This is a genomic window from Bordetella petrii (assembly GCF_020991325.1).
Classification (GTDB): domain Bacteria; phylum Pseudomonadota; class Gammaproteobacteria; order Burkholderiales; family Burkholderiaceae_B; genus Bordetella_A; species Bordetella_A petrii_E.
Genome location: NZ_JAJMLX010000051.1, coordinates 1 through 22,118 on the forward strand (window position 1 = coordinate 1; position 22,118 = coordinate 22,118).

General features: G+C 66.4%; 20 protein-coding genes and 1 riboswitch. Of the genes, 13 read left to right on the forward strand and 7 right to left on the reverse strand.

Going from position 1 to position 22,118, the window contains the following annotated elements:
* From LPZ50_RS07645 to LPZ50_RS07660, 4 genes are all read left to right on the forward strand, one after another.
* The coding region (locus LPZ50_RS07645) for an amidase family protein (RefSeq protein ID WP_230659449.1) at positions 1–1,018 on the forward strand (1,018 nt) is incomplete at its 5' end.
* Positions 1,015–2,472, forward strand: coding sequence for an Asp-tRNA(Asn)/Glu-tRNA(Gln) amidotransferase subunit GatB (gene gatB / locus LPZ50_RS07650; RefSeq protein ID WP_230659451.1), 1,458 nt, complete (start codon positions 1,015–1,017; stop codon positions 2,470–2,472). The genes LPZ50_RS07645 and gatB, both read left to right, overlap by 4 nt.
* 266 nt (positions 2,473–2,738) lie before the next feature.
* The gene (locus LPZ50_RS07655; protein ID WP_230659454.1) at positions 2,739–3,719 is read left to right on the forward strand and encodes a tripartite tricarboxylate transporter substrate-binding protein; all 981 of its coding nucleotides are present in this window, start codon (positions 2,739–2,741) and stop codon (positions 3,717–3,719) included.
* A 221-nt stretch (positions 3,720–3,940) separates the two neighbouring features.
* The gene (locus LPZ50_RS07660) at positions 3,941–6,076 is read left to right on the forward strand and encodes a LamG-like jellyroll fold domain-containing protein (RefSeq protein WP_419195576.1); all 2,136 of its coding nucleotides are present in this window, start codon (positions 3,941–3,943) and stop codon (positions 6,074–6,076) included.
* A gap of 59 nt (positions 6,077–6,135) precedes the next feature.
* Here the strand turns inward: LPZ50_RS07660 and pyrE are convergent, their stop codons facing one another.
* Entirely contained in the window at positions 6,136–6,813 is a 678-nt protein-coding gene (gene pyrE / locus LPZ50_RS07665; RefSeq protein ID WP_230659456.1) for an orotate phosphoribosyltransferase, read from the reverse strand.
* A 141-nt stretch (positions 6,814–6,954) separates the two neighbouring features.
* Between pyrE and LPZ50_RS07670 the strand changes: the two genes are divergently transcribed.
* Entirely contained in the window at positions 6,955–7,743 is a 789-nt protein-coding gene (locus LPZ50_RS07670; RefSeq protein WP_230659458.1) for an exodeoxyribonuclease III, read from the forward strand.
* A 416-nt stretch (positions 7,744–8,159) separates the two neighbouring features.
* Positions 8,160–9,503 (forward strand): NADP-specific glutamate dehydrogenase, encoded by a 1,344-nt coding sequence (gene gdhA, locus LPZ50_RS07675; RefSeq protein WP_230659460.1) that lies wholly within the window; start codon positions 8,160–8,162, stop codon positions 9,501–9,503.
* A 395-nt stretch (positions 9,504–9,898) separates the two neighbouring features.
* Here gdhA and LPZ50_RS07680 read toward each other — a convergent pair whose 3' ends face one another.
* From LPZ50_RS07680 to LPZ50_RS07705, 6 genes are all read right to left on the reverse strand, one after another.
* A complete protein-coding gene (locus LPZ50_RS07680) occupies positions 9,899–10,471 on the reverse strand; it encodes a trimeric intracellular cation channel family protein (RefSeq protein ID WP_230659486.1) in 573 nt (190 codons plus the stop codon).
* Between the two features lie 83 nt (positions 10,472–10,554).
* Positions 10,555–11,796 (reverse strand): muropeptide transporter, encoded by a 1,242-nt coding sequence (locus LPZ50_RS07685; protein ID WP_329957651.1) that lies wholly within the window; start codon positions 11,794–11,796, stop codon positions 10,555–10,557.
* Positions 11,797–11,892: 96 nt separating this feature from the next.
* Positions 11,893–12,510: a methionine biosynthesis protein MetW gene (gene metW / locus LPZ50_RS07690; RefSeq protein ID WP_230659464.1), complete on the reverse strand. Its 618-nt coding sequence runs from the start codon at positions 12,508–12,510 to the stop codon at positions 11,893–11,895.
* The gene (gene metX, locus LPZ50_RS07695) at positions 12,507–13,763 is read right to left on the reverse strand and encodes a homoserine O-succinyltransferase MetX (protein WP_230659466.1); all 1,257 of its coding nucleotides are present in this window, start codon (positions 13,761–13,763) and stop codon (positions 12,507–12,509) included. The genes metW and metX overlap by 4 nt, the downstream gene beginning before the upstream one ends.
* Positions 13,753–13,832: riboswitch (SAM riboswitch) on the reverse strand. (Overlaps the previous gene by 11 nt.)
* 87 nt (positions 13,833–13,919) lie before the next feature.
* Positions 13,920–14,528, reverse strand: a complete 609-nt coding sequence (locus LPZ50_RS07700) for a LysE family translocator (protein ID WP_230659468.1) — start codon at positions 14,526–14,528, stop codon at positions 13,920–13,922.
* A gap of 84 nt (positions 14,529–14,612) precedes the next feature.
* The gene (locus LPZ50_RS07705; RefSeq protein WP_419195577.1) at positions 14,613–15,377 is read right to left on the reverse strand and encodes a GntR family transcriptional regulator; all 765 of its coding nucleotides are present in this window, start codon (positions 15,375–15,377) and stop codon (positions 14,613–14,615) included.
* 171 nt (positions 15,378–15,548) lie between these two features.
* On the opposite strand from LPZ50_RS07705, the gene LPZ50_RS07710 reads away from it, so the two are divergent.
* The 7 genes from LPZ50_RS07710 (at position 15,549) to LPZ50_RS07740 (ending at position 22,001) form a co-directional block, all read left to right on the forward strand.
* Positions 15,549–15,830, forward strand: coding sequence for a UxaA family hydrolase (locus LPZ50_RS07710; protein ID WP_230659472.1), 282 nt, complete (start codon positions 15,549–15,551; stop codon positions 15,828–15,830).
* Positions 15,831–15,873: 43 nt separating this feature from the next.
* On the forward strand, positions 15,874–17,049 hold the full coding sequence (locus LPZ50_RS07715; protein WP_230659474.1) for a UxaA family hydrolase: 1,176 nt from the start codon (positions 15,874–15,876) through the stop codon (positions 17,047–17,049).
* A gap of 161 nt (positions 17,050–17,210) precedes the next feature.
* The gene (locus tag LPZ50_RS07720) at positions 17,211–18,224 is read left to right on the forward strand and encodes an ABC transporter substrate-binding protein (RefSeq protein ID WP_230659476.1); all 1,014 of its coding nucleotides are present in this window, start codon (positions 17,211–17,213) and stop codon (positions 18,222–18,224) included.
* Between the two features lie 57 nt (positions 18,225–18,281).
* Positions 18,282–19,079 carry an ABC transporter ATP-binding protein gene (locus tag LPZ50_RS07725; protein ID WP_230659478.1) on the forward strand — a complete coding sequence of 266 codons (798 nt, stop codon included), beginning with the start codon at positions 18,282–18,284 and terminating at the stop codon, positions 19,077–19,079.
* Positions 19,072–19,953 (forward strand): ABC transporter permease, encoded by an 882-nt coding sequence (locus LPZ50_RS07730; protein WP_419195578.1) that lies wholly within the window; start codon positions 19,072–19,074, stop codon positions 19,951–19,953. Before LPZ50_RS07725 ends, LPZ50_RS07730 begins: the two co-directional genes overlap by 8 nt.
* Before the next feature lie 46 nt (positions 19,954–19,999).
* Positions 20,000–21,010: a Bug family tripartite tricarboxylate transporter substrate binding protein gene (locus LPZ50_RS07735; RefSeq protein ID WP_230659480.1), complete on the forward strand. Its 1,011-nt coding sequence runs from the start codon at positions 20,000–20,002 to the stop codon at positions 21,008–21,010.
* Positions 21,011–21,071: 61 nt separating this feature from the next.
* A complete protein-coding gene (locus LPZ50_RS07740; RefSeq protein WP_230659482.1) occupies positions 21,072–22,001 on the forward strand; it encodes a hydroxyacid dehydrogenase in 930 nt (309 codons plus the stop codon).
* The last annotated feature ends 117 nt before the right edge of the window (positions 22,002–22,118 follow it).

Consider the following 22,118-nt stretch of genomic DNA (forward strand, 5'->3'; position numbering starts at 1 on the left):
CACCGGCGGCTCGGTGCGCCAGCCGGCCGCCCTGTGCGGCGTCAGCGGCATCAAGCCCACCTATGGCACGGTGTCGCGCTTCGGCATCGTGGCTTTTGGTTCCAGCCTGGACCAGGCCGGCCCGCTGGCCCCCAGCAGCCGCGACCTGCTCGAGCTCCTGGACCCCATGAGCGGGTTCGACCCGCACGACGCCACCAGCCTGGAAGCCTGCGACGGCGCCCCGAACGAGCCGGGCCGCATCCGGACGGCCTACGCCGCCGCCCAGGCGGCCTATGACGCGGCCGGCAGCAAGCCGCTGCAAGGCCTGCGCATCGGCGTGCCGCAGGAATATTTCGGCCCCGGCCTGGCTTCCGACGTGGCCGCCGCCGTCGAGGCCGCCCTGGTCCAGTTCGAGGCCCTGGGCGCCCAGCGGGTGGCGGTGTCGCTGCCGCGCACCGAACTGGCCATCCCGGCCTATTACGTCATTGCGCCGGCCGAGGCGTCCAGCAACCTGGCCCGCTACGACGGCGTGCGCTACGGCCACCGCGCCGCGGAATACGCCGACCTGAACCAGATGATCGCCCGCTCGCGCGCCGAGGGCTTCGGCGACGAGGTCAAGCGTCGCGTGCTGGTGGGCACCTATGTGCTGTCGCACGGCTACTACGACGCCTACTACCTGCAGGCCCAGCGCATCCGCCGCCTGATCGCGCAGGATTTCCAGCGCGCCTATGCCGGGCAGTGCGACGTGATCATGGGGCCGGTGACGCCCACCGTGGCCAAGAACCTGGGCGACAACCGCGAAGACCCCACCGCCGACTGGCTGGCCGATATCTTTACCCTGGGGGTCAGCCTGGCCGGCCTGCCGGCCATGTCGGTGCCTTGCGGCTTTGGCCAGGGCGGATCCGGCAGCCGCCCCGTCGGCCTGCAGATCATCGGCAACTATTTCGACGAAGGCCGCCTGCTGGCCATCGCCGACCGTTATCAACAAGTCACCGACTGGCACCGGCGCGTGCCCGGCCAGCAAGGCACTGAGCAATGAACTGGGAAATCGTCATCGGCCTGGAAACGCATACCCAGCTTTCCACCGACGCCAAGATCTTTTCGGGCAGCAGCACCCGCTTCGGCGCCGCTCCCAATACGCAGGCCAATGTGGTCGACCTGGCGCTGCCGGGCAGCCTGCCCGTGATGAACCGCGGCGCGGCCGAACGCGCCATCCGCTTCGGCCTGGCGGTGGGCGGCCAGGTGGCGCCGCGCTCGGTGTTCGCGCGCAAGAACTACTTCTACCCCGACCTGCCCAAGGGCTACCAGATCAGCCAGTACGAGCTGCCGGTGGTGGTGGGCGGATCGATTTCCTTCTTCGTGGGCGAAGAAGAAAAAACCGTCAACCTGACCCGCGCGCACCTGGAAGAAGACGCCGGCAAGTCGCTGCACGATGACTTCAACCTGGCCAACGGCAACCCGGCCAGCGGCATCGACCTGAACCGCGCCGGCACGCCGCTGCTGGAAATCGTCACCGAACCCGAAATGCGTTCGGCCGCCGAGGCCGTGGCCTATGCGCGCGCCCTGCACAGCCTGGTGGTATGGCTGGGCATCTGCGACGGCAACATGCAGGAAGGCTCGTTCCGCTGCGACGCCAACGTGTCGGTGCGCCCCGTGGGCCAGCAGGAATTCGGCACCCGCACCGAAATCAAGAACGTCAACTCGTTCCGCTTCCTGGAACGCGCCATCCTGTTCGAGGCGCGCCGCCAGATCGAATTGATCGAGGACGGCGGCACGGTGGTGCAGGAAACCCGCCTGTACGACGCCGACCGCGACGAAACGCGCAGCATGCGCAGCAAGGAAGACGCGCACGACTACCGCTACTTCCCCGACCCCGACCTGCCGCCGCTGGTCATTGCGCCGGAATGGGTGGACGAAGTGCGGGCGCAGATGCCCGAGTTGCCCGCCGGCTTGCGCGCCCGCTTCGAAAGCGCCTATGGCCTGTCGGGCTATGACGCCGCCCAGCTCACCGCCAGCCGCGACCTGGCCGCCTACTTCGAAAACGTGGCGCGCGCGCTGCCCGAAGGCCAGGCCAAGCTGGCCGCCAACTGGATCATGGGCGAGGTCTCGGCCACGCTGAACCGCGAAGAAAAAGACATCGCCGACGCTCCCGTGCAGGCCCCGGCCCTGGCGGCCCTGATCGGGCGCATCATCGACGGCACGATCTCCAACAAGATCGCCCGCGATGTGTTTTCGGCCATGTGGGCCGGCGAACAGGGCGGCCAGCCCGACGCCATCATCGAGGCGCGCGGCCTGAAGCAGATCAGCGACACCGGCGCCATCGGCGCCATGATCGACGACGTGCTGGCGGCCAATCCGGCCATCGTGGCCGAGTACCGCGCCGGCAAGCAGAAGGCCTTCAACTCGCTGGTGGGCCAGATCATGAAGGCCGCCAAGGGCAAGGCCAACCCGCAGCAGGTGAACGAACTGCTGAAGCAGAAGCTGGACCAGTAGCCGTTCTTCCAGGGGCACATCGCGTGCCCCCCTGCCACACGGCGCCGCACGGGCGCCGTGTGCATTTCCTTCTGCGCCGCGCGTCGATCTCAGTCCAGCCTAGGGTTTACCCGGCGTTCAGATGCCGCTAAGCCGCGCTTTCACAAAGCAGAATTGCCGTATCCGATGAGCTCGCCAAAAATAGCGGGTTCTGCGCCAGGCGCGCCTGCCCGCCTTCACGCGGCAGCGGGCGCGGGCGTAGAACCTAGAAAAGCTCAGGAGATGCCATGAAATTCCCACGCCCCATCCATACCGTGCTGTCCGTGCTGGCGCTTTCCCTGGCGGGCGCCGCCCACGCCGCCGACTACCCCAGCCGCCCCATCACGCTGGTGGTGCCGTTTTCCGCCGGCGGACCCACCGACGTCGTCAGCCGTACGCTGGGCGCCGAGCTCAGCAAGGAACTGGGCCAGCCCATCGTGGTGGAAAACCGCACCGGCGCGGGCGGCACGGTGGGGGCTACCTATGTGGCCAACGCCCAGCCCGACGGCTATACCTATTTCATTCATCACAACGGCATGGCCACGGCCACGGCCTTGTACCCTGCCCTGAAATTCGACCCGCTCAAGAGCTTCGAGTACGTGGGTGAAGTGGTGGACGTGCCCATGACCCTGCTGGCGCGCAAAGATTTCCCGCCCAACAACATGGCGGAATTCATCGAATACGCCAAGGCCAACGCCGACAAGATCAACCTGGCCAACGCCGGCCCGGGCGCCGTGTCGCAGTTGTGCGGCTCGCTGCTGCAACAGGCGCTGGGCGTGAAGTTCACCACCATTCCGTACCAGGGCACCGGCCCGGCCATGGCCGCGCTGCTGGGCGGCCAGGTCGACGTGCTGTGCGACCAGACAACCCAGACCATTCCGCATATCCAGTCCGGCACCGTGAAGTTCTACGGCGTGACCACCAAGCAGCGCATCGCCAAGCTGCCCGACGCGCCCACGCTGGCCGAACAGGGGCTGAAGGATTTCGAGGTGAAGGTGTGGCATGGCATCTACGCCCCGGCCGGCACCCCCAAGGAAGACATCGCCATCTTCAACAAGGCGCTCAAGGCCGCGCTGAAGTCGCCGGCCTTCACGCAGAAAATGGCGGAGCTGGGCGCGGAAATCGTCCCGGAAGACCGCCAGACGCCCGAGTCGCTGAAGAACTGGGTGAAGTCCGAAATCGACAAGTGGACGCCCATCCTGAAAGCCGAGGGCATGAACGTCAACTGACGCTCATGTCCGGCCCCATGGCACTACCTTTCCAGGGGTCTGGCTCCCGCCAGGGTGCCTGACCCCGTCGGGTCGAGCCTACGCACACGTCGGTGTCCGCCCCCCCTGGCGGGGAGTCAGACACCCGCGGACCGTCATATGTCCGTCATGCGGCATTCATTGCCGTGTTGCATTCGATGCCTATTGTGTCGCCTTCGCCATGGACACAGTAGGAGCGCACGTTGTCTTCCGACACCCCGAAGCAAGACCCCGCGTCCGGCCAGCCGGACAATCCGTCAGTCGACGCGCGCCGGCGCGCGCTAGTGCAGGCCGGCCTGGGGGGCTGGCTGCTGCCCGCCATGGGTGCCAGCACGCTGTTGACAGCGTGCGGCAGCGGCAACGACGACGATGATGACGGCAGCGGCGACCCCGGCACACCGGGCCCCAACCCCGATCCCGATCCGGGCCCGGCCCAGGTGTCCAGCTTCGGCCTGGTGGTCTTGCCCGACACGCAGTTCTATTCGCGCTACGCCGCCGAGGAAACTGGCAACCAGTTCCGCAAGCTGTATGGCAGCGAGCCTTACCTGGCGCAGACGCAGTGGATCGCCCGCAACGCCGCCGCCCTGAAAGTGCCGTTCGTGATCCACGTGGGCGACATCGTCGACCAGGCGGGCCATCCGCAGCAATGGGAAGTGGCCAATACCGCCATGGAGGCACTGGAAACCGGCGGCGTGCCCTATTCGGTGCTGGCCGGCAACCACGACGTGCTGCGCGACGTGGGCTACGACAGCGACCCGGCGGGAGGCACCGATGCCGACCGCGACCTGACCCAGGAACCCTACCTGCAGTGGTTCGGCGCCGAACGCGCCGGCCGCCAGCCGACTTTCGGCGGACGCGACACCAGCGGGTTCCACGAGTACCACATCTTCGAGGCCGAAGGGCAGCAGTTCCTGGTGCTGTCGCTGTCGTGGCGCGTGTCCGATGCGGGCCTGGCCTGGGCCTCGCAGGTGCTGCGCAAGCATCCCACCCTGCCGGCCATCCTGGTCAACCACGAACTGCTGGCCATCGACAAGGACGGTACCACCCCGCTGGAGGTGAACTACGGCCTGATGCTGTGGGACAAGCTGATCCGCAGCCATGACCAGATCTTCATGACGCTCAACGGGCACTTCCACGGCGCGGCGCACCTGACCAAGACCAACGACTTCGGCAACCCGGTAGAGCAAATGGTGGTGGACTACCAGATGGCCTACCAGGGCGGCAACGGCCTGCTGCGTTTCTACGAATTCGACCTGACCAACAACCGCATCCACGCCCTGTCGTTCTCGCCCTGGGTGCCCGAAAAGCCCAGCGACACGATCAACGAGTTCGACCAGGCAATGCTCACCGACGCGAACAACCAGTTCAGTATCGAGTTCGACTTCGCGCGGCGGTTCGCCAATTTCAATCCCGATTTCAAGGCGGCCGCCGCCGGCAATACATCGCTGGCGGCCGCGGCCACGGCCCTGGTGCTGGACGGCTACGAAGACCAGGTCCCGCCTTCCAAGGAGCCGGCCACCGACGAGGAAGACTACCCCCACGTGGCCGAAACCGTGGCGCACTGGCGCTTCGCGGGCGGCACGGCGGGCACCGCCGTAGCCGAAGGCATGAATATCGCCGACCGCTCGGGCAACAATAACGGGCTGACCCGCGCACCGCTGGACGAGCCGGCCGGCAACCCCGCGCGAATGGACGACCTGTTGTGGAGCGACGATCGCCACCACCTGTCGGCCGCGCCGGGCAGCATCAGCTTCCTGAATGCCGGCGGCAACCGCCTGAGCTATTTCATGACCGATGCGGCGGCGGCCATCAACGGCGAGACCTTCGCCAACGGCTATACAGTCGAGGCCTTCATCAAGATCGACAAGAACTGGACGGCCGCCACCAACGCGTGGATGAACATCATGACGCGTGCCGGCCGGCGCGGCAACCTGCCGGGCTTTGCCGGCGGCCTGCCGCAGTCGCCGCCGCTGCAGTTCGCCATATCGAACCTGCGCGAAGTGCAATGGGAAGTGATTCCCGAGGCCACCGAATCGGGCGCGCGCTCGTCGCGCACCAACTGGTCGGGCGAGATCATGGTGGACACATGGCTGCACATCGCGGTGGTGAACGACCCCGCCACGCGCTCGAGCACCATGTACGTGGAAGGCGCGCCGGTGCTGCGCAACCCCATCGACACCGTGGGCCTGGCCACCCTGGGCCTGCCATGGGCCGTGGGCGCCGGGTTCTGGGACGGCGGCCCGCCGGGCAGCGGCTTCCTGGGCGCGCTGAGCGAGATCCGCGTCGTGGCCAGGCCGCTGCCGCCCGAACAGTGGCTGACGGCGCGCGCGGCCCGCTGAGCGCGCCACGGCATGCCTGTGTCTATGCGAAACCGGGCATGCCGCCCGGCCGCGGCGTCTTACAGAATGCCGTAGCGGGCGCGGTAGGCCAGCACCGCGTCGCGGTTGCTGGCGAACTGGGCGTCGTCCTGCAACAGCGTCAGGATATCGGCCAGCGAGGCAATGCTAACCACCGGAATGCCGTAGGTCCTGGCGACGTCCTGCACGGCCGAATGGGGCGACAGGGCGTCGTCCGCGCCCGCGCGTTCCTGGCGGTCCAGCGCGATCAGTACGGCGGCGGGTTCGGCGCCGGCGGCGCGGATGATGTCCACCGATTCGCGCACGGACGTGCCGGCCGTGATGACGTCGTCGATGATGACCACCTTGCCTTGCAGCGGCGCGCCCACCAGGGTGCCGCCTTCGCCATGGTCTTTGGCTTCTTTGCGGTTAAAGGCGAACGGCACGTCGCGCCCTTTCATGCCCGGGTGCCCGGCCAGCGCCACCGACGTGGCCGTGGCCAGGGGGATGCCCTTGTACGCCGGCCCGAACAGCATGTCGAACGCCACGCCGGAATCGAGCAGCGCCTGCGCATAGAACTGCGCCAGCCGCCCGACCGAGGCGCCGCTATTGAACAGCCCCGCATTGAAGAAATAAGGGCTGATGCGGCCCGACTTGACCTTGAAGCTGCCGAAGCGCAGCACGCCTTCGTCAAGGGCAAAACGGACAAAATCGGTGGCGGTGGCGGAATGGGCGGCCATGCGGAAATATTCCGGAAAACAAGAGTGACCGGCATTTTAGCCGCCTTCGCGCCGGGCTCCGCCCCGCCGGCCGCGCGCCAGTCGGTTAAATTCGGCGCTTGGGCCGGCACGCCGGCCAGCCGCTATTCAGGAGAGCCCGTCGTGCTGCGTATTACTTCGATCAACCTCAACGGTATCCGCTCGGCCTTTCGCAAAGGCCTGCAACCCTGGATGCAGACTCACAGCGCCGACGTGCTGTGCCTGCAGGAAATCAAGATTTCCGACCCCGACCTGACCGACGACCTGCGCCACCCGCCCGGCTACACCGGGCACTTCTGCCACGCCGACAAGAAAGGCTACAGCGGCGTGGGCATGTACCTGCGCAATGCCGCCGAACGCGTGCAAACCGGCCTGAACTGCGAGGAGTTCGATGCCGAAGGCCGCATCATCCGCGCCGACTGGAAGAACCTGTCTGTCATCAGCGCCTACCTGCCTTCCGGATCCAGCGGCGACGAGCGCCAGCAGGCCAAGTACCGTTTCCTGGATGTTTTCGGGCCCTGGATCGACGAAATGATGCAGGAACACCGGAAAACCGGCCGTGAATTCATTATCTGCGGCGACTGGAATATTGCACACAAGGAAATCGACCTGAAGAACTGGAAGGGCAATATGAAAAATTCCGGCTTCCTGCCCGAAGAGCGCGCCTGGCTGACCGACGTATTCGACCGCCGCGGCTTTGTGGATGTGTTTCGCACGCTGGATGAACGGCCCGACCAATACACCTGGTGGAGCAACCGTGGCCAGGCCTGGGCCAAGAACGTGGGGTGGCGCATCGACTACCAGATCGCCACGCCCGGCATCGCCGCGCGCGCGCGCAGGGCCGCCATCTACAAAGACGAACGCTTCAGCGACCACGCGCCGCTGACTATCGACTACGACATCACCTTGTAGGCCGGGCCAGCCTGCCCACCAAAACGGGGACGCTTTATCCGAGCTCCGGCCCTGCCGGGCCGGGATTTTGACCCGGAACAAATAAATCCGCCGGTGTCCAGGCACGGTTACGTCGTCGACACGGCTGGGGCAAAAAACAGGGGCATATTGTTTTTCCTTGGAAATTGGACTGTTTGCCCTTGCTTTGCCCGCCTTTCCGGCAGGCGAAGCGCGGTATCCGGATTATACGTCCCTTATATTTGCATGCCCCAAACCCAATAACCACGCGGGTTTCCAGGCGGTGCCATTTTGCGCGGGCCAAATATTGGCTTTACAATTTCGCACCGAATCAGTGCGATTCCGCACCAGATTCGCCCCATTACGCACCGAATTCGGGCATGACATGCACCGATTTGCGGCGCTCCCAGGAGAACCGTGTGAAATTGCAGAGTCTTGACGACTTTCTGCGCCAGGTCGCCGTGCGCGACCCGCAGCAACCCGAATTCATGCAGGCCGTCCACGAAGTCATGGGCAGCCTGTGGCCTTTTCTTCAGCAGCACCCCCACTACGCCGACATGGCCGTGCTGGAACGGCTGGTGGAACCCGAACGCGTCATCCAGTTCCGCGTCTGCTGGACAGACGACCAAGGCCAGCCCCGTGTCAACCGCGCCTTCCGCGTGCAGCACAGTTCGGCCATCGGCCCGTTCAAGGGCGGCATGCGCTTCCACCCGTCGGTGAACCTGTCGGTGCTGAAGTTCCTGGCGTTCGAGCAAACCCTGAAAAACGCGCTGACCACGCTGCCCATGGGCGGCGGCAAGGGCGGTTCCGACTTCGACCCCAAGGGCAAGTCCGACGCCGAGGTCATGCGTTTCTGCCAGGCCTTGATGATCGAACTGCACCGGCACCTGGGCCCCGACACCGACGTGCCCGCCGGAGACATGGGCGTGGGCGCCCGTGAAGTCGGCTTCATGGCCGGCATGATGAAAAAGCTGTCCAATTCGGCCGCCAGCGTGTTCACCGGCAAGGGCCTGGCCTTCGGCGGCAGCCTGATCCGTCCGGAAGCCACGGGCTACGGCACGGTGTACTTCGCCGAGGAAATGCTCAAGCGCGAGGGCTTGTCGTTCGACGGCCTGCGCGTGGCGGTTTCGGGGTCGGGCAACGTGGCGCAATACGCCATCGAGAAAGCCATGGCCCTGGGCGCGCGCGTGGTGACCGTGTCGGATTCGGACGGCACCGTCATCGACGAAGCCGGCTTCACCCACGAAAAGCTGGGCGCGCTGATGCACCTGAAGAACGACTTGCGCGGCCGCCTGGCCGAGTACGCCGGCCAGTTCAAGCTGACCTACGCCACCGGCAAGCGCCCCTGGCACGTGCCGGTGGACGTGGCCCTGCCGTGCGCCACCCAGAACGAACTGGACCTGGACGATGCCCGCACGCTGATCGCCAACGGCGTGAAATGCGTGGCTGAAGGCGCCAACATGCCCGCCACCCTGGACGCGGCCAAGGCCTTCATCGAGGCCGGCGTGCTGTATGCGCCGGGCAAGGCCAGCAATGCGGGCGGCGTGGCGGTTTCGGGCCTGGAAATGAGCCAGAACGCCATCCGGCTGGCCTGGTCGCGCGACGAAGTCGACCAGCGCCTGCACGCCATCATGCGCGACATCCACGAGAACTGCGTGCGCCACGGCCAGGGCCGCGGCACCGCCATCAATTATCTGGACGGCGCCAACATCGCCGGCTTCGTGAAAGTAGCCGACGCGATGCGGCAGCAAGGGCTGTATTAACCCCCCCCCGAAGGCGCTGCGCGCTTTCCACCTCGCGGCTGGCAGGCCGCTCGGATTCGCCAGGCAGGGAACAGTCCTCAAGGACTGTTCCCTGCCCGGGCTCATCCCCCCCAGGGGGGCGACGCTGCGGACCGGCGAAGCCGGCTCCGCGCGCCCCCGGTCTGGGCGCACCCGTTTCTTTCCCCGGCCAGTTGCGGCGCGCCTTGCCGGGTGTCTGGCTCCCGTCAGGGTGCCTGACACCGTTGTGTGCCGCGACTGCCTCAGCAAGACGGTGTCCGGCACCCTGACGGGAGCCGGACACCTGGCGGTGCCGGCGTAAACTCGCCGCGGCGGCCAAGGCAGCGGGTGCCTGACACCCTGCGGGAGTCAGGCGCCTGCATCACGCCATGGCCCGCTCAGTGCCAGTCGTCGCGGTACACGAAGCGCGGCATTTGCCAGTTGAAGCGCAGCGCCAGCAGGCGGAAGGCCAGGCCCACCACCAGGGCCACGGGCACCGACGCGTTGGCCGACAGGCCCGCCGACAACAGCCCCATGTACAAGCCGCCCGTCACCAGCGACACGCTGGCATAGAGCTCTTTGCGAAACAGCAACGGCACGTCGTTGCACAGCACGTCGCGCAGCACCCCGCCCGCGCAGCCGGTGATCATGCCGCTGATCAGCACGATGCTCACCGGCAATTGCATCTGCTGCGCCACCTTGCAGCCAATGATGGTGAAGGCCACCAGCCCCAGCGCATCCAGCAGCAGGAACAGGCTGCGCAGGCGCCGCATCAGGCGCGCGGTCAGCGCCGTCAGCAGCGCCGCGCCGGCCGTCATGCCCAGATATTCCGGATGCGCCACCCAGGTCAGCGGGTAATGGCCCAGCAACACGTCGCGCAGCGACCCGCCCCCCAGCGCCGTGACGCAGGCGATGATGCACACCCCCATCCAGTCCATGTCGCGGCGGCCCGCCGCCAGCGCGGCCGTCATGGCCTCGGCCACGATGGCGACCAGATACAGCGTATGCAGCAGCAGCGTAGAGGTTTCAACATGCATGGCGGTCTCGCGAAACCCTAGTTCGAGGGATCCAGCGCGTCGATGGTGCGGCGCTGGTTCCACAGCAGCAACAGCCCGGGCAGCGCGATCGCCACCGTCAGCAGGAAGAACCCAGACCAGTCCAGCCAGTGCACCAGGGGCGGTGTCAGCGGGCCGGCCAGGTAAATGCGGCCCACCGCCGACAATGCCGACAGCAGGGCGAACTGGGTGGCCGAAAAGCGTTGCTGGCACAACGCCATCAGCAGCGCCACGAACGACGCGGTACCCAGCCCGCCGCACAGGTTCTCGATGCCCACTGCCGTGCCCATCAGCCAGATGCTTTTCGGGCTGACCGCGATCACCCAGTAACCCAGGTTGGACACGGCTTGCAGCAGGCCGAAAGCCATCAGCGAACGATACAGGCCCCAGCGGGCCATCAGCGACCCGCCCGCCAGCGCCCCCACGATGGTGGCAGCCAGGCCCAGCACCTTGTTCACGGTGCCGACCTCGGTGGCATCGAAGCCGGCGCCCCGGATCAGGAAGGTAGTGGACAGCGCCCCCGCGAAAGCATCGCCCAGCTTGTACAGCACGATCAGGGCCAGCACCGTATAGGCGCCGCGCCGGCTGAAAAATTCGCGGAACGGCTCTACCACGGCCAGCCCCAGGCTGCGCGGCGCGGTGGCCGGCTGCTCGGGTTCGGGCGCCCACAACGTGCCCAGCGCGCATGCCAGCATCAGCGCGCCCATTGCCACGTACATGGGCCCCCAGCCCAGCCATTGGTCAGCCAGTATCAATGCCAGCCCGCCCGACACGATCATGGCCAGGCGATACCCCAGCACCTTGATCGCCGCGCCCGCGCCGCGCTCATCGCGGCGCAATACGTCGGTGCAATAGGCGTCGAAGGCGATGTCCTGCGTGGCCGAGAAAAAGGCCACGGCCACGGCCAGCAGGGCCAGCGGCAACAGGGCCGACGACGGCGACAGCAGGCCCATGGCCATGATGGAAAACGCCAGCAGCAACTGCGTCACCAGCATCCAGCCGCGCCGGCGTCCCAGCAGCGGCGGCGCATAGCGGTCGACCAGGGGAGCCCACAGGAATTTCAGTGTATATGCCGAGCCCACCAGGGTCAGGAACCCGATCTGCTCGAGCGACACGCCGTCGATGGTGGCCCAGGCCTGCAGCGTGCCGCTGGTAAGCGCCAGCGGCAGCCCGCTGGCAAAACCCAGCACCAACAGCGGGGCGACCCGGCGGCTGAAATACACGTGGGATGCGGCGGTAATAAAGCGTCTCCTGGCAGCGGCGGCGCATGGGGCGCCGGACACACGGCATATTAACCGTTGGCCGCCGGGCAGACCCGGCCGCGGCGCCTGGCGCTGTCAGGCCGACGCGTAGCGGTACACCGCCAGCGTGCTGCGCCAGCCCGGCAGCACCTTGACCTCGCGGTCTTCGTGGAAGGTGGCGCGTTCCAGGATGCGCAGGCCCAGGTCGGCGGCCAGGCGCTCGAAATCGCGCAGGGTGCACAGGTGGATGTTGGGCGTGTTGTACCACTGGTAAGGCATCTGGCCCGTTACCGGCATGCGGCCGCGCAGGATGGACCAGCCGTGCGGCCAGTAGCCGAAATTGGGAAACGACACCACGCCGTAGCGGGCCACCCGCGCCATCTCGCGCAGGATGTGCTCGGTGCGGTGCATGGACTGCAGTGTCTGCGACAGCACCACCGTGTCGAACTGCTTGTCGTCGAACAGCGCCAGGCCGTCTTCCAGGTTTTGCTGGATGACTTCCACGCCGCGCCGCACGCAGGCGATGACGTGGCTGTCGTCGATCTCGACGCCGGCGCCGCGCACCTGGCGCTGGTCGCGCAAATACGCCAGCAGCGCGCCATCGCCGCAGCCCAGGTCCAGGACGCGGCTGCCGGGGTCGATCCAGCTGGCGATGCGCACCAGGTCGGGGCGCATGCCGGCGGTGCTGCCGGGGCGGGCGGATACGGGGCTCATGCGGCGCATCCTTCTACGTGGGCCGGGGTGTCCGCCGCGGCGCCGCCCAGGCCCAGTTCGCGCGCGATGCGCTCGTAGTAGCCGCGCACCACCGAGTGATAGCGCGCGTCGTCCAGCAGGAAGGCGTCGTGGCCGTGCGGCGCGTCGATCTCGGCGTACGTGACCGGGCTGCCGTTCTTCAGCAACGCCCGCACGATCTCGCGCGAGCGTTCCGGCGGGAAGCGCCAATCGGTGGAAAAGGACACCAGCAGGAAGTCGGCCTGGGCCGGCGCCAGGGCGCGCGCCAGGTCGCCGCCCGTGGCGCGCGCGGGATCGAAATAATCCAGGGCGCGGGTAATCAGCAGATAGGTGTTGGCATCGAAATAGCGGGTGAATTTCTCGCCCTGGTAGCGCAGGTACGATTCCACCTCGAATTCCACGTCGTAGCCGTAGCGGTAGGCGCCGCCTTCGGCCGGCTCGCGCTGGGTGCGGCCGAACTTCTCGGCCATGTCGTCATCGGACAGATACGTGATGTGGCCCAGCATGCGCGCCACCGACAGCCCGCGGCGGGGCACGGTGTTCTGCGCGTAGTAGTCGCCGCCGTGGAAATCCGGGTCGGTAATAATGGCGCGCCGCGCCACTTCGTTGAACCCGATGTTCTGCGCCGACAGCCGGGGCGTGCTGGCCACCACCACGCAGTGCGCCACGCGATCGGGGCAGGTAATGGCCCAGCTCAGCGCCTGCATGCCGCCCAGCGACCCGCCCATGACCGCGGCGAAACGCCGGATGCCGAAGCGGTCGGCCAGGCGGGCCTGGGCATGCACCCAGTCTTCGACTGTCAGCACCGGAAACGCCGCGCCCCACGGGTGCCCGGTGGCCGGGTTGATGGACGCGGGGCCGGTGGAACCGAAGCACGACCCCAGGTTATTGACGCCGATGACGAAAAAGCGGTTGGTGTCCAGGGGCTTGCCAGGGCCCACCATGTTGTCCCACCAGCCTATGTCTTTGGGGTCGTCGGCGGCCACGCCGGCCACGTGATGCGATGCGTTCAGGGCATGGCACACCAATACCGCGTTGCTGCGCTCGGCGTTCAGGGTGCCATAGGTTTCGACCGCCAGTTCGTACGACTGCAGCAATTGCCCGCTGGCCAATGGCAGCGGTTCATCGAAGCGGATGAGCTGGGGGGTGACGATGCCGGCCGAACCGGGTTCGGCTGGGGCGGTAACGGCGCCGGGGGCAAGCCCCCCGGCCGGATGCAAGGCGGGAGTGGTCATACGGACCTCTTTAGCTGGATTTATAGAGGCGCCCGCAAGCGGATCAGGCAAATCGGCGCCGATATGAAGCTCGAATTCTAGCACTGCCGGGGCGGGGCGGCGAATTGGACGCCGGCCCGCAGGGCGTTTACACGGCCCGGCACACGGGACGTGTGCTCAGGTGGTGGGCAGGGCGATGCCCATGGCGGCGAACAGCCCGCCGCACAGCTTGTTGAAGCGCTTGCCGGCCCGTTCCAGCCAGGGCTTGACGCGGTGCGCCGCGCGCGCCAGGCCGTATTCGACCAGGAACTCGGTAGCCGCGAAGGTGGCCGCCATGATGGCGAATTGCGTCGGCAGGCTGCGCGCCGGGTCGATGAACTGCGGCAGGAACGCACCAAAAAACAGTAGTGCCTTGGGATTGGACACGGCCGACAGCAGCCCCTGCCCGAACAACCGTGCCGGACGCACCGTGGGCGCACCCGGCACGGCCTGCAACTGCACGGGCGGCGAACGCCACAACTGGATGCCCAGGTACACCAGGTAGGCGCCGCCCAGCCACTTCAACAGCACCAGCGCGGGCGACCAGGCCATCAGCACGGCACTGATGCCCAACATGGACAGGCCGATAACCAGTGTGAAGCCCAGCGTGCCGCCGGCGATGGTGCACAGCGCCCGACGATGCCCGTGCAAGGCGCCGTGCGTCAGGGCCAGCAAGGTGTTCGGGCCGGGCGTGACGGAAAGCCCGGCGACGGCGATCAGGTAAAGCAGCCAGGTGTGCAGGCTCATGTCGGACTCAAAGTCGAAGAAGCATGGGGCGTTACGTTAACAGGTGTCTGACACCTTGAGTGTCAGACACCGCGGGCCGGGGGATCAGGACGACCCGGCCAGCGCCGCGCCCGGCTCCAGCCCCATGTACTCATAGGCCGCGGTGTTCACCCGCGATACCCGCCATTCCACCGGCTGCCGGTTGTACGAATACGCCACCCGCCGGATCTCGAGCAAGGGCGTGGCTACGTCCACGCCCAGCCAGCCGGCATGGGTGGCATCGGCCATGCAGACGCGCAGCCGCTCGTCGGTAGCGATGACGTTTACCCCGAATACGTCCTGGTACAGCGCGTACAGAGTGCTGGGCCGTTCGCGCAGGTGGTGTTCCGCCATGCCGGGAAAGCGCGACTCGGGCAGGCAGATGTCGTCCACCAGCACCACGTCGTCATTCAGCGACAGCAGATTCGAGAATTCGAACACATATGCCCCGCTGGGCAGGCCCAGGTGCTCGCGCACCACCGCCGTGGCGCGTGTGCGGCGGAATCGCAGCAACTGCGTCGCCGGGTACGACTTGTGCCCGTCCTGCCGCAGAATGCGGAAAAACTTGAAGAAATGATGATTGCGCGTATGCACCGCCACATAGGTGCCGCGCCCCTGATGGCGCACCAGGATGTTCTCGGCCGCCAATTCGTCGATGGCCTTGCGCAGCGTGCCGATGGAAACGCCGAATCGCTCGGCCAGTGTTTTCTCGGGCGGCACCGCGTCGCCCTGCTTCCATTCCCCGCTGGCCAGCGCCGCAAGCACCGCCTGCTTCACCTGGGCGTACAGCGGACTGCCTAAAGGCACAGCGGGAGTCGGGATGTTTTTCATGGTGAGGCCGGCGTTGAAAGAGCGCAAATTGTAGCGTCGCGCATTTTCGCAATCCAAATCATACAACTCATATATATGATTTAGTTGACTTGAATGACAAGCGCACCTAAGATGCGTTGAACCGGCCCGGCCGCGCAGCCCGGTCCGGCCATCACACCAGAGAGGAAGACAATGATTCACGCCGTATTGCACGATGCGAAAGACACGGTGGCGGTCGCCGTCGTGGAAGGCCTGACCGCGGGCACCGAAATGAACGCCTGGATCATGGACGAAGACAAGATCGTCCACCTGAAGGCGCTGCAGGACATTCCCATCGGCCACAAGGTGGCGCTGAAAGACATGGCGGCCGGCGACACCGTATTCAAGTACGGCACCGATATCGGCAAGGTGGTCGAGCCCATCAAGGCGGGCCAGCACGCCCACGTCCACAACATCAAGACCAAGCGCTGGTAAGCGGCCGCGGTCATCCTCACCGAATACAGACATAGGAAACGCCATGGCCATCGTCAATGCATCGACCACCTTCCAGGGCTACCGCCGCGACAACGGGCGTGTCGGCGTGCGCAACCACGTCATCGTCCTGCCGGTGGACGACATCTCGAATGCCGCCGCCGAAGCCGTCGCCAACAACATCAAGGGCACCATGGCCCTGCCCCATCCCTACGGGCGCCTGCAGTTCGGCGAAGACCTGGAACTGCACTTCCGCACCCTGATCGGCACGGGCTGCAACCCCAACGTGGCCGCCGTCATCGTCATCGGCATCGAAGAAGGCTGGACGAAACGCGTCGTGGACGGCATTGCCGCCACCGGCAAGCCGGTGGCCGGCTTCAGCATCGAACTGCACGGCGACCACGACACCATCATGCGGGCCTCGCGCCAGGCCAAGGATTTCGTGCACTACGCCACCGCGCTGCAGCGCACCGAATGCCCCATCGCCGACCTGTGGGTGTCCACCAAGTGCGGCGAATCGGACACCACCTCGGGCTGTGGCGCCAACCCCACCGTGGGCAATGCTTTCGACAAGTTGTACGGCCTGGGCAGCACCCTGGTGTTCGGCGAAACGTCCGAACTGACCGGCGGCGAACACATCGTGGCCGAACGCTGCGCCAACGACGCGGTGCGCGAACGCTTCATGTTCATGTTCAACCGCTACCAGGACATGATCGACCGCTGGAAAACCAGCGACCTGTCCGAATCGCAGCCCACCAAAGGCAATATCGCCGGCGGCCTGACCACCATCGAGGAAAAGGCCATGGGCAACATCCAGAAGATCGGCAAGAAATGCCGCGTCGACGGGGTGCTGGACAAGGCCGAGATTCCCACCGGCAAGGGCCTGTGGTTCATGGATTCGTCGTCGGCGGCGGCCGAGATGGTGACCCTGTGCGCGGCCTCGGGCTATGCGGTGCATTTCTTCCCCACCGGGCAGGGCAACGTCATCGGCAACCCCATCCTGCCCGTCATCAAGATCTGCGCCAACCCGCGCACGGTTCGCACCATGGCCGAGCACGTCGACGTGGACACCTCGGGCCTGCTGCAGCGCGAGATCGACCTGGACCAGGCCGGCGACAAGCTGCTGGAATGCATGCTGGCCACGGCCAACGGCCGCTGGACCGCCGCCGAGGCGCTGGGCCACCGCGAATTCGTGCTGACGCGCCTTTACGAAAGCGCCTGACCGCAACGACGAGACCAACGATGATCTCCAGCCATCGCCATCCGGCCCGGCTTACCGCCGGGCCCTGACGCCAACGCGGTACGCAGGGGTACCGGCGCACAGACGCCGGCCCCGGCTTGCCGCCACACGCCTACCCAGGCGCCATCCCCGAGGAGGAAGACATGAAGCAATTCACGCGTATGGCATCGGCCGCCTGTCTGTCGGCCGGCATGCTGCTGGGCCACGCCGCACGGGCCGAAGTATCGGAACTGACGGTCGCGGTGCAGCCCGGCATCAGCTATTTGTCGCTGATGGTCATGCAGGATGAGAAGCTGATCGAGAAACATGCCAAGCAGGCCGGCATCGACGACCTGGAAGTGAAGTGGTCGCGCTTTGCCGGCGGCAACGTCATGAACGAGGCCGTGCTGTCGGGCAGCCTGCATTTCGCGTCGGGTGGCGTCGGCCCGCTGGTTACCATGTGGGCGCGCACGCGCGGCAACCTGAACGTGAAGGCGGTATCGGCCATCAACGCCATGCCGCTGTACCTGAATTCGCGCAACCCGCAGGTCAAGTCCATCAAGGACCTTACCGACAAGGACCGCATCGCCCTGCCCGCGGTGCGCGTGTCCATCCAGGCCGTGACCCTGCAGATGGCAGCGGAGCAGGCGTTTGGCGAAGGCCAGCAGAACCGGCTGGACAAGCTGACGGTATCGCTGTCGCATCCCGACGGCATGACGGCGCTGTTGTCCGGGTCCAGCGAGATCACCGCGCATTTCACCTCGCCGCCGTTCCAGGACTTTGAACTGAAGCAGCCGGGCATCCATCGCATCCTGAGTTCGTACGATGTGCTGGGCGGGCCGGCCACCTTCAACCTGGTATGGACCACCGAGAAATTCTACAAAGAGAACCCCAAGGTGTACGCCGCGTTTGTCGCCGCGCTGCAGGAAGCCACCGACAAGATCAACAAAGACAAGACCTGGGCCGCGCAGGCCTACCTGCGGCTGGCGAACGACAAGCGGTCCAAGCTGGAAGACGTGGTCGAGATCCTGAACAACCCCGATATTTCCTACACCCTGACCCCCAACAACATCATGAAATACGTGGATTTCATGCACAAGGTGGGTTCCATCAAGACCATGCCCGACTCGTGGAAAGACCTGTTCTTTCCCAATGCCCAGCAGTTGCAGGGCAGTTGAACACGCCGCAACGCCACGCCCCGGCCGCGGCCGGGGCCTCTTACAGGGAGGCCATGCATGACGGATGCAACAGTCGGCGCGCCGCTGCTGGATGTACGCGGCGTGACCCTGCAGTACAAGACGCCGGAATACCTGATCACCGCCACGTACCGCGTGGATTTCCAGGTGCGGCAAGGCGACCGCTTCATTTTGCTGGGCCCTTCGGGCTGTGGGAAATCCACGCTGCTGAAGGCGGTGGGCGGCTACCTGCCGCCCGTGGAAGGCGAAATACGCCTGAAATCCGAAATCGTGACGCGGCCGGGGCCCGACCGCATGATGGTGTTCCAGGAATTCGATCAACTGCTGCCCTGGAAGACGGTGCGCCAGAACGTCGCCTTCGCGCTGGTGGCCAGCGGCCGCATGCAGGCGCGCGAGGCCGACGAACGGGCGATGCACTACATCCAGAAAGTGAATCTGGCCAAGTTCGCCGACAGCTACCCCCACATGCTGTCGGGCGGCATGAAGCAGCGCGTGGCCATTGCGCGCGGCATGGCCATGGAGCCGGACATCCTGCTGATGGACGAGCCGTTCGCCGCGCTGGACGCGCTGACGCGCCGCAAGATGCAGGATGAACTGCTGCAGCTTTGGGACGACACGCGATTCACGGTGCTGTTCGTCACGCATTCGATTCCCGAAGCCATCAAGATCGGCAACCGCATTCTGCTGCTGTCGCCGCACCCTGGGCAGGTGAAGGCAGAGATCAACAGCGTGGCGCGCGACGAGCGCGATGCCAACCTGCACCAGGAACTGGAAGAAAAGATCAACGCGATGTTGTTCTCGGACCGCGTCGAAGAACAGGAGCAGCACCATGGCTGAACTGAATGCCGAGTCCGCCGCCATGCGCCCTGAACGCTACCTGGACCCGGTGGCCGACGAGGCGTTCGGCGTAGTGCAAAAGCCCTTGTCGCTATGGGAAAAACTGTACAACATCGGCGCGCTGCGCAAGCTGCTGCTGCTGGCCGTGCTGGCCCTGATCTGGGAAATATATGCGCGCAGCGTCAACAACCCCCTGCTGTTCCCCACTTTCGGCGCCACCGCCGGTGCGCTCTACAACGGGCTGGTGCACGGCGACTTGCTGCTGAAGGCCTGGACATCGATCCGCGTATTGCTGGTGGGCTATGCGGCCGGTATCGCCCTTGCCGCGCTGCTGACCGTGCTGGCCATCACCACGCGGCTGGGCACCGACTTGCTGGAAACCCTGACCTCGATGTTCAACCCCCTGCCCGCCATCGCCCTGCTGCCGCTGGCGCTGATCTGGTTCGGGCTGGGCGAAGGCAGCCTGGTGTTCGTGCTGATCCACTCGGTGCTGTGGGCAGTGGCGTTGAATACGCATTCCGGCTTCCTGTCGGTATCGATGACGCTGCGCATGGTGGGCCGCAACTATGGATTGTCCGGCTTCGGCTACGTGCGCCGCATCCTGATCCCGGCGGCGTTCCCCAGCATTCTCACCGGCCTGAAGATAGGCTGGGCCTTCGCCTGGCGCACCCTGATCGCCGCCGAGCTGGTGTTCGGCGTCAGCTCGGGGTCGGGCGGCCTGGGCTGGTTCATCTACGAGAACAAGAATCTGCTGGAGATTCCCAACGTTTTTGCCGGCCTGTTCACCGTGATCTTGATCGGCCTGCTGGTGGAGAACGTGATTTTCCGGACGGTGGAAATGCACACCATCCGCAAATGGGGAATGCAGCACTGACCGGCCGCGCAGTCGGCGGCAACCCGAGAACCAAGGAGAACATGCAATGCGCAATGACCGTCACGCCTGTCCCGATACCCAGCGGCGCAAGGCGCTGGGCCTGCTCGGCGCTGGCGCCCTGGCCGCGGCAATGCCCTGGTCGCGCGGCCTGGCGGCCGCTCAGGGCTGGCCGCAACGGCCCATCAGCTACATCGTGCCCTTTTCGCCCGGCGGGCTGACCGACGTGGCAGCGCGCCAGGTCAGCCAGGCGCTGTCCACCGGCGAGGGCTGGAACGTGGTGGTCGAGAACAAGCCAGGGGGCAGCGCCAATATCGGTGCCACCCTGGTGGCCCGCGCGGACCCCGACGGCTACAGCTGGCTGGCCATTACCATGACGCACGCAGCCAACGCCACACTGTTCGCCGGCAAGGCGGGCTACGACCTGAAAAAAGACCTGGTGCCGCTGGCCGGCCTGGCGTCATCGGCCATGATGGTGGTCGTCAATGCCAAGAGCCCCATCCGCAGCCTGGACGATCTTACCCGCGCCGCCAAGGCCGGATCCCTGTCGGCGGGATCCAGCGGCAATGGCACGCCGCCGCACCTGACCCTGGCGCTGTACCAGAAGCTGACCGGCACCAACCTGCTGCACGTGCCCTATAAGGGCGGCGCGCCGTCGCTGACCGACCTGCTGGGCGGACAGCTGGATGTGATTTTCTCCAACTACCCCGAATCGCTGCCGCACGTGAAAAGCGGCGCCTTGCGCGCCCTGGCGGTCAGCACCGCGGAGCGCAGCCCGGACCTGCCCGACGTACCCACGGTGGCCGAAGCCGGCCTGCCGGACCTGGTGGTGGAAAACTTCACCGGCGTGCTGGCACCAGCCGGCATGCCGCAAGATCTGGTCTTGCGCATCGGCGGCGCCATCGAGAAACAGGTGTCGCAGCCGGCCATGCAGCAGGCGCTGCAGCGGCTGGGCTTCGTGCCGCGTCCGCGCGGGCCGGTGGCGTTCAAGCAATACCTGGACAGCGAAGTGGACCGCTGGGGCGCGATCATTCGCGAGGCCAGGATCCAGGTCGGTTGACCGTTACGCTATGAGGGCCGGCGCGGGCCGGCCCCTTTCAACCCCCTAGTGAAGAAACCCGATGCACATCGTTATTTCCGAGTTCATGGATGAAGCGGCAGTTGCCGCGTTGCGCGCCGATTTCGACGTGCGCTACGAACCCGACCTTGTAGACCGGCGCGATGCCCTGGCGCATGCCCTAGGCCGGGCAGACGCGCTGATCGTGCGCAACCGCACCCGGGTGGATGCCGGGCTGCTGGCAGCAGGCCCCGGCCTGAAGGCCGTGGGCCGCCTGGGCGTAGGGCTGGACAACATCGACGTGCCGGCCTGCCAGGCGCGCAACATTGCCGTGCTGCCGGCCACCGGCGCCAACGCGCGCGCCGTGGCCGAATATGTAATCGGCACCGCGCTGCTGCTGCTGCGCGGCGCCTATGCCAGCAGCGCACAGGTTGCCGCCGGCGGCTGGCCGCGCACGGAATTGTCCAACGGGCTGGAAGCCCAGGCGCGCACCCTGGGCATCATCGGCTTTGGCGGTATAGGCCGCCTGACGGCGCAGCTCGCCCAGGGCCTGGGCATGCGCGTAGCGGCGCACGATCCGATGCTGCGCGATGACGACCCGGCCTGGCGCGATACCGGTGTGGCGCCGCTGCCGCTGGACGCGCTGCTGGAATGCGCCGACGTAGTGACGCTGCACATTCCGCTTACCGACGCGACGCGCCAGCTGATGAATGCCGAACGGCTGGCCGCCATGAAGGCGGGGGCGGTGCTGATCAACACGGCACGCGGCGGCATCGTCGACGAAGCCGCCCTGGCCCGGGCGCTGCGCGGCGGCCAGTTGCGCGGCGCCGCCATTGACGTATTCCAGGACGAACCGCTGCCGGCGGGCAGCCCGCTGGCGGACGCCCCCAACCTGGTGCTGACGCCCCACATCGCCGGCCTGACCCAGGAAGCCAACACCCGGGTATCCAGCATGGTGGCGCAACGCGTCGCGCAAACCCTGCGGGGCCGCTGAGCCGGCGCCGCTTTCAATCGAGTCTGACATGGCAACCCTGGATCTGCAGTCCCTTCATGGCCTGGCCGCGGCCGCCCTGCGCGGCGCCGGCGCCAGCGCCGACATGGCCGACAGCAC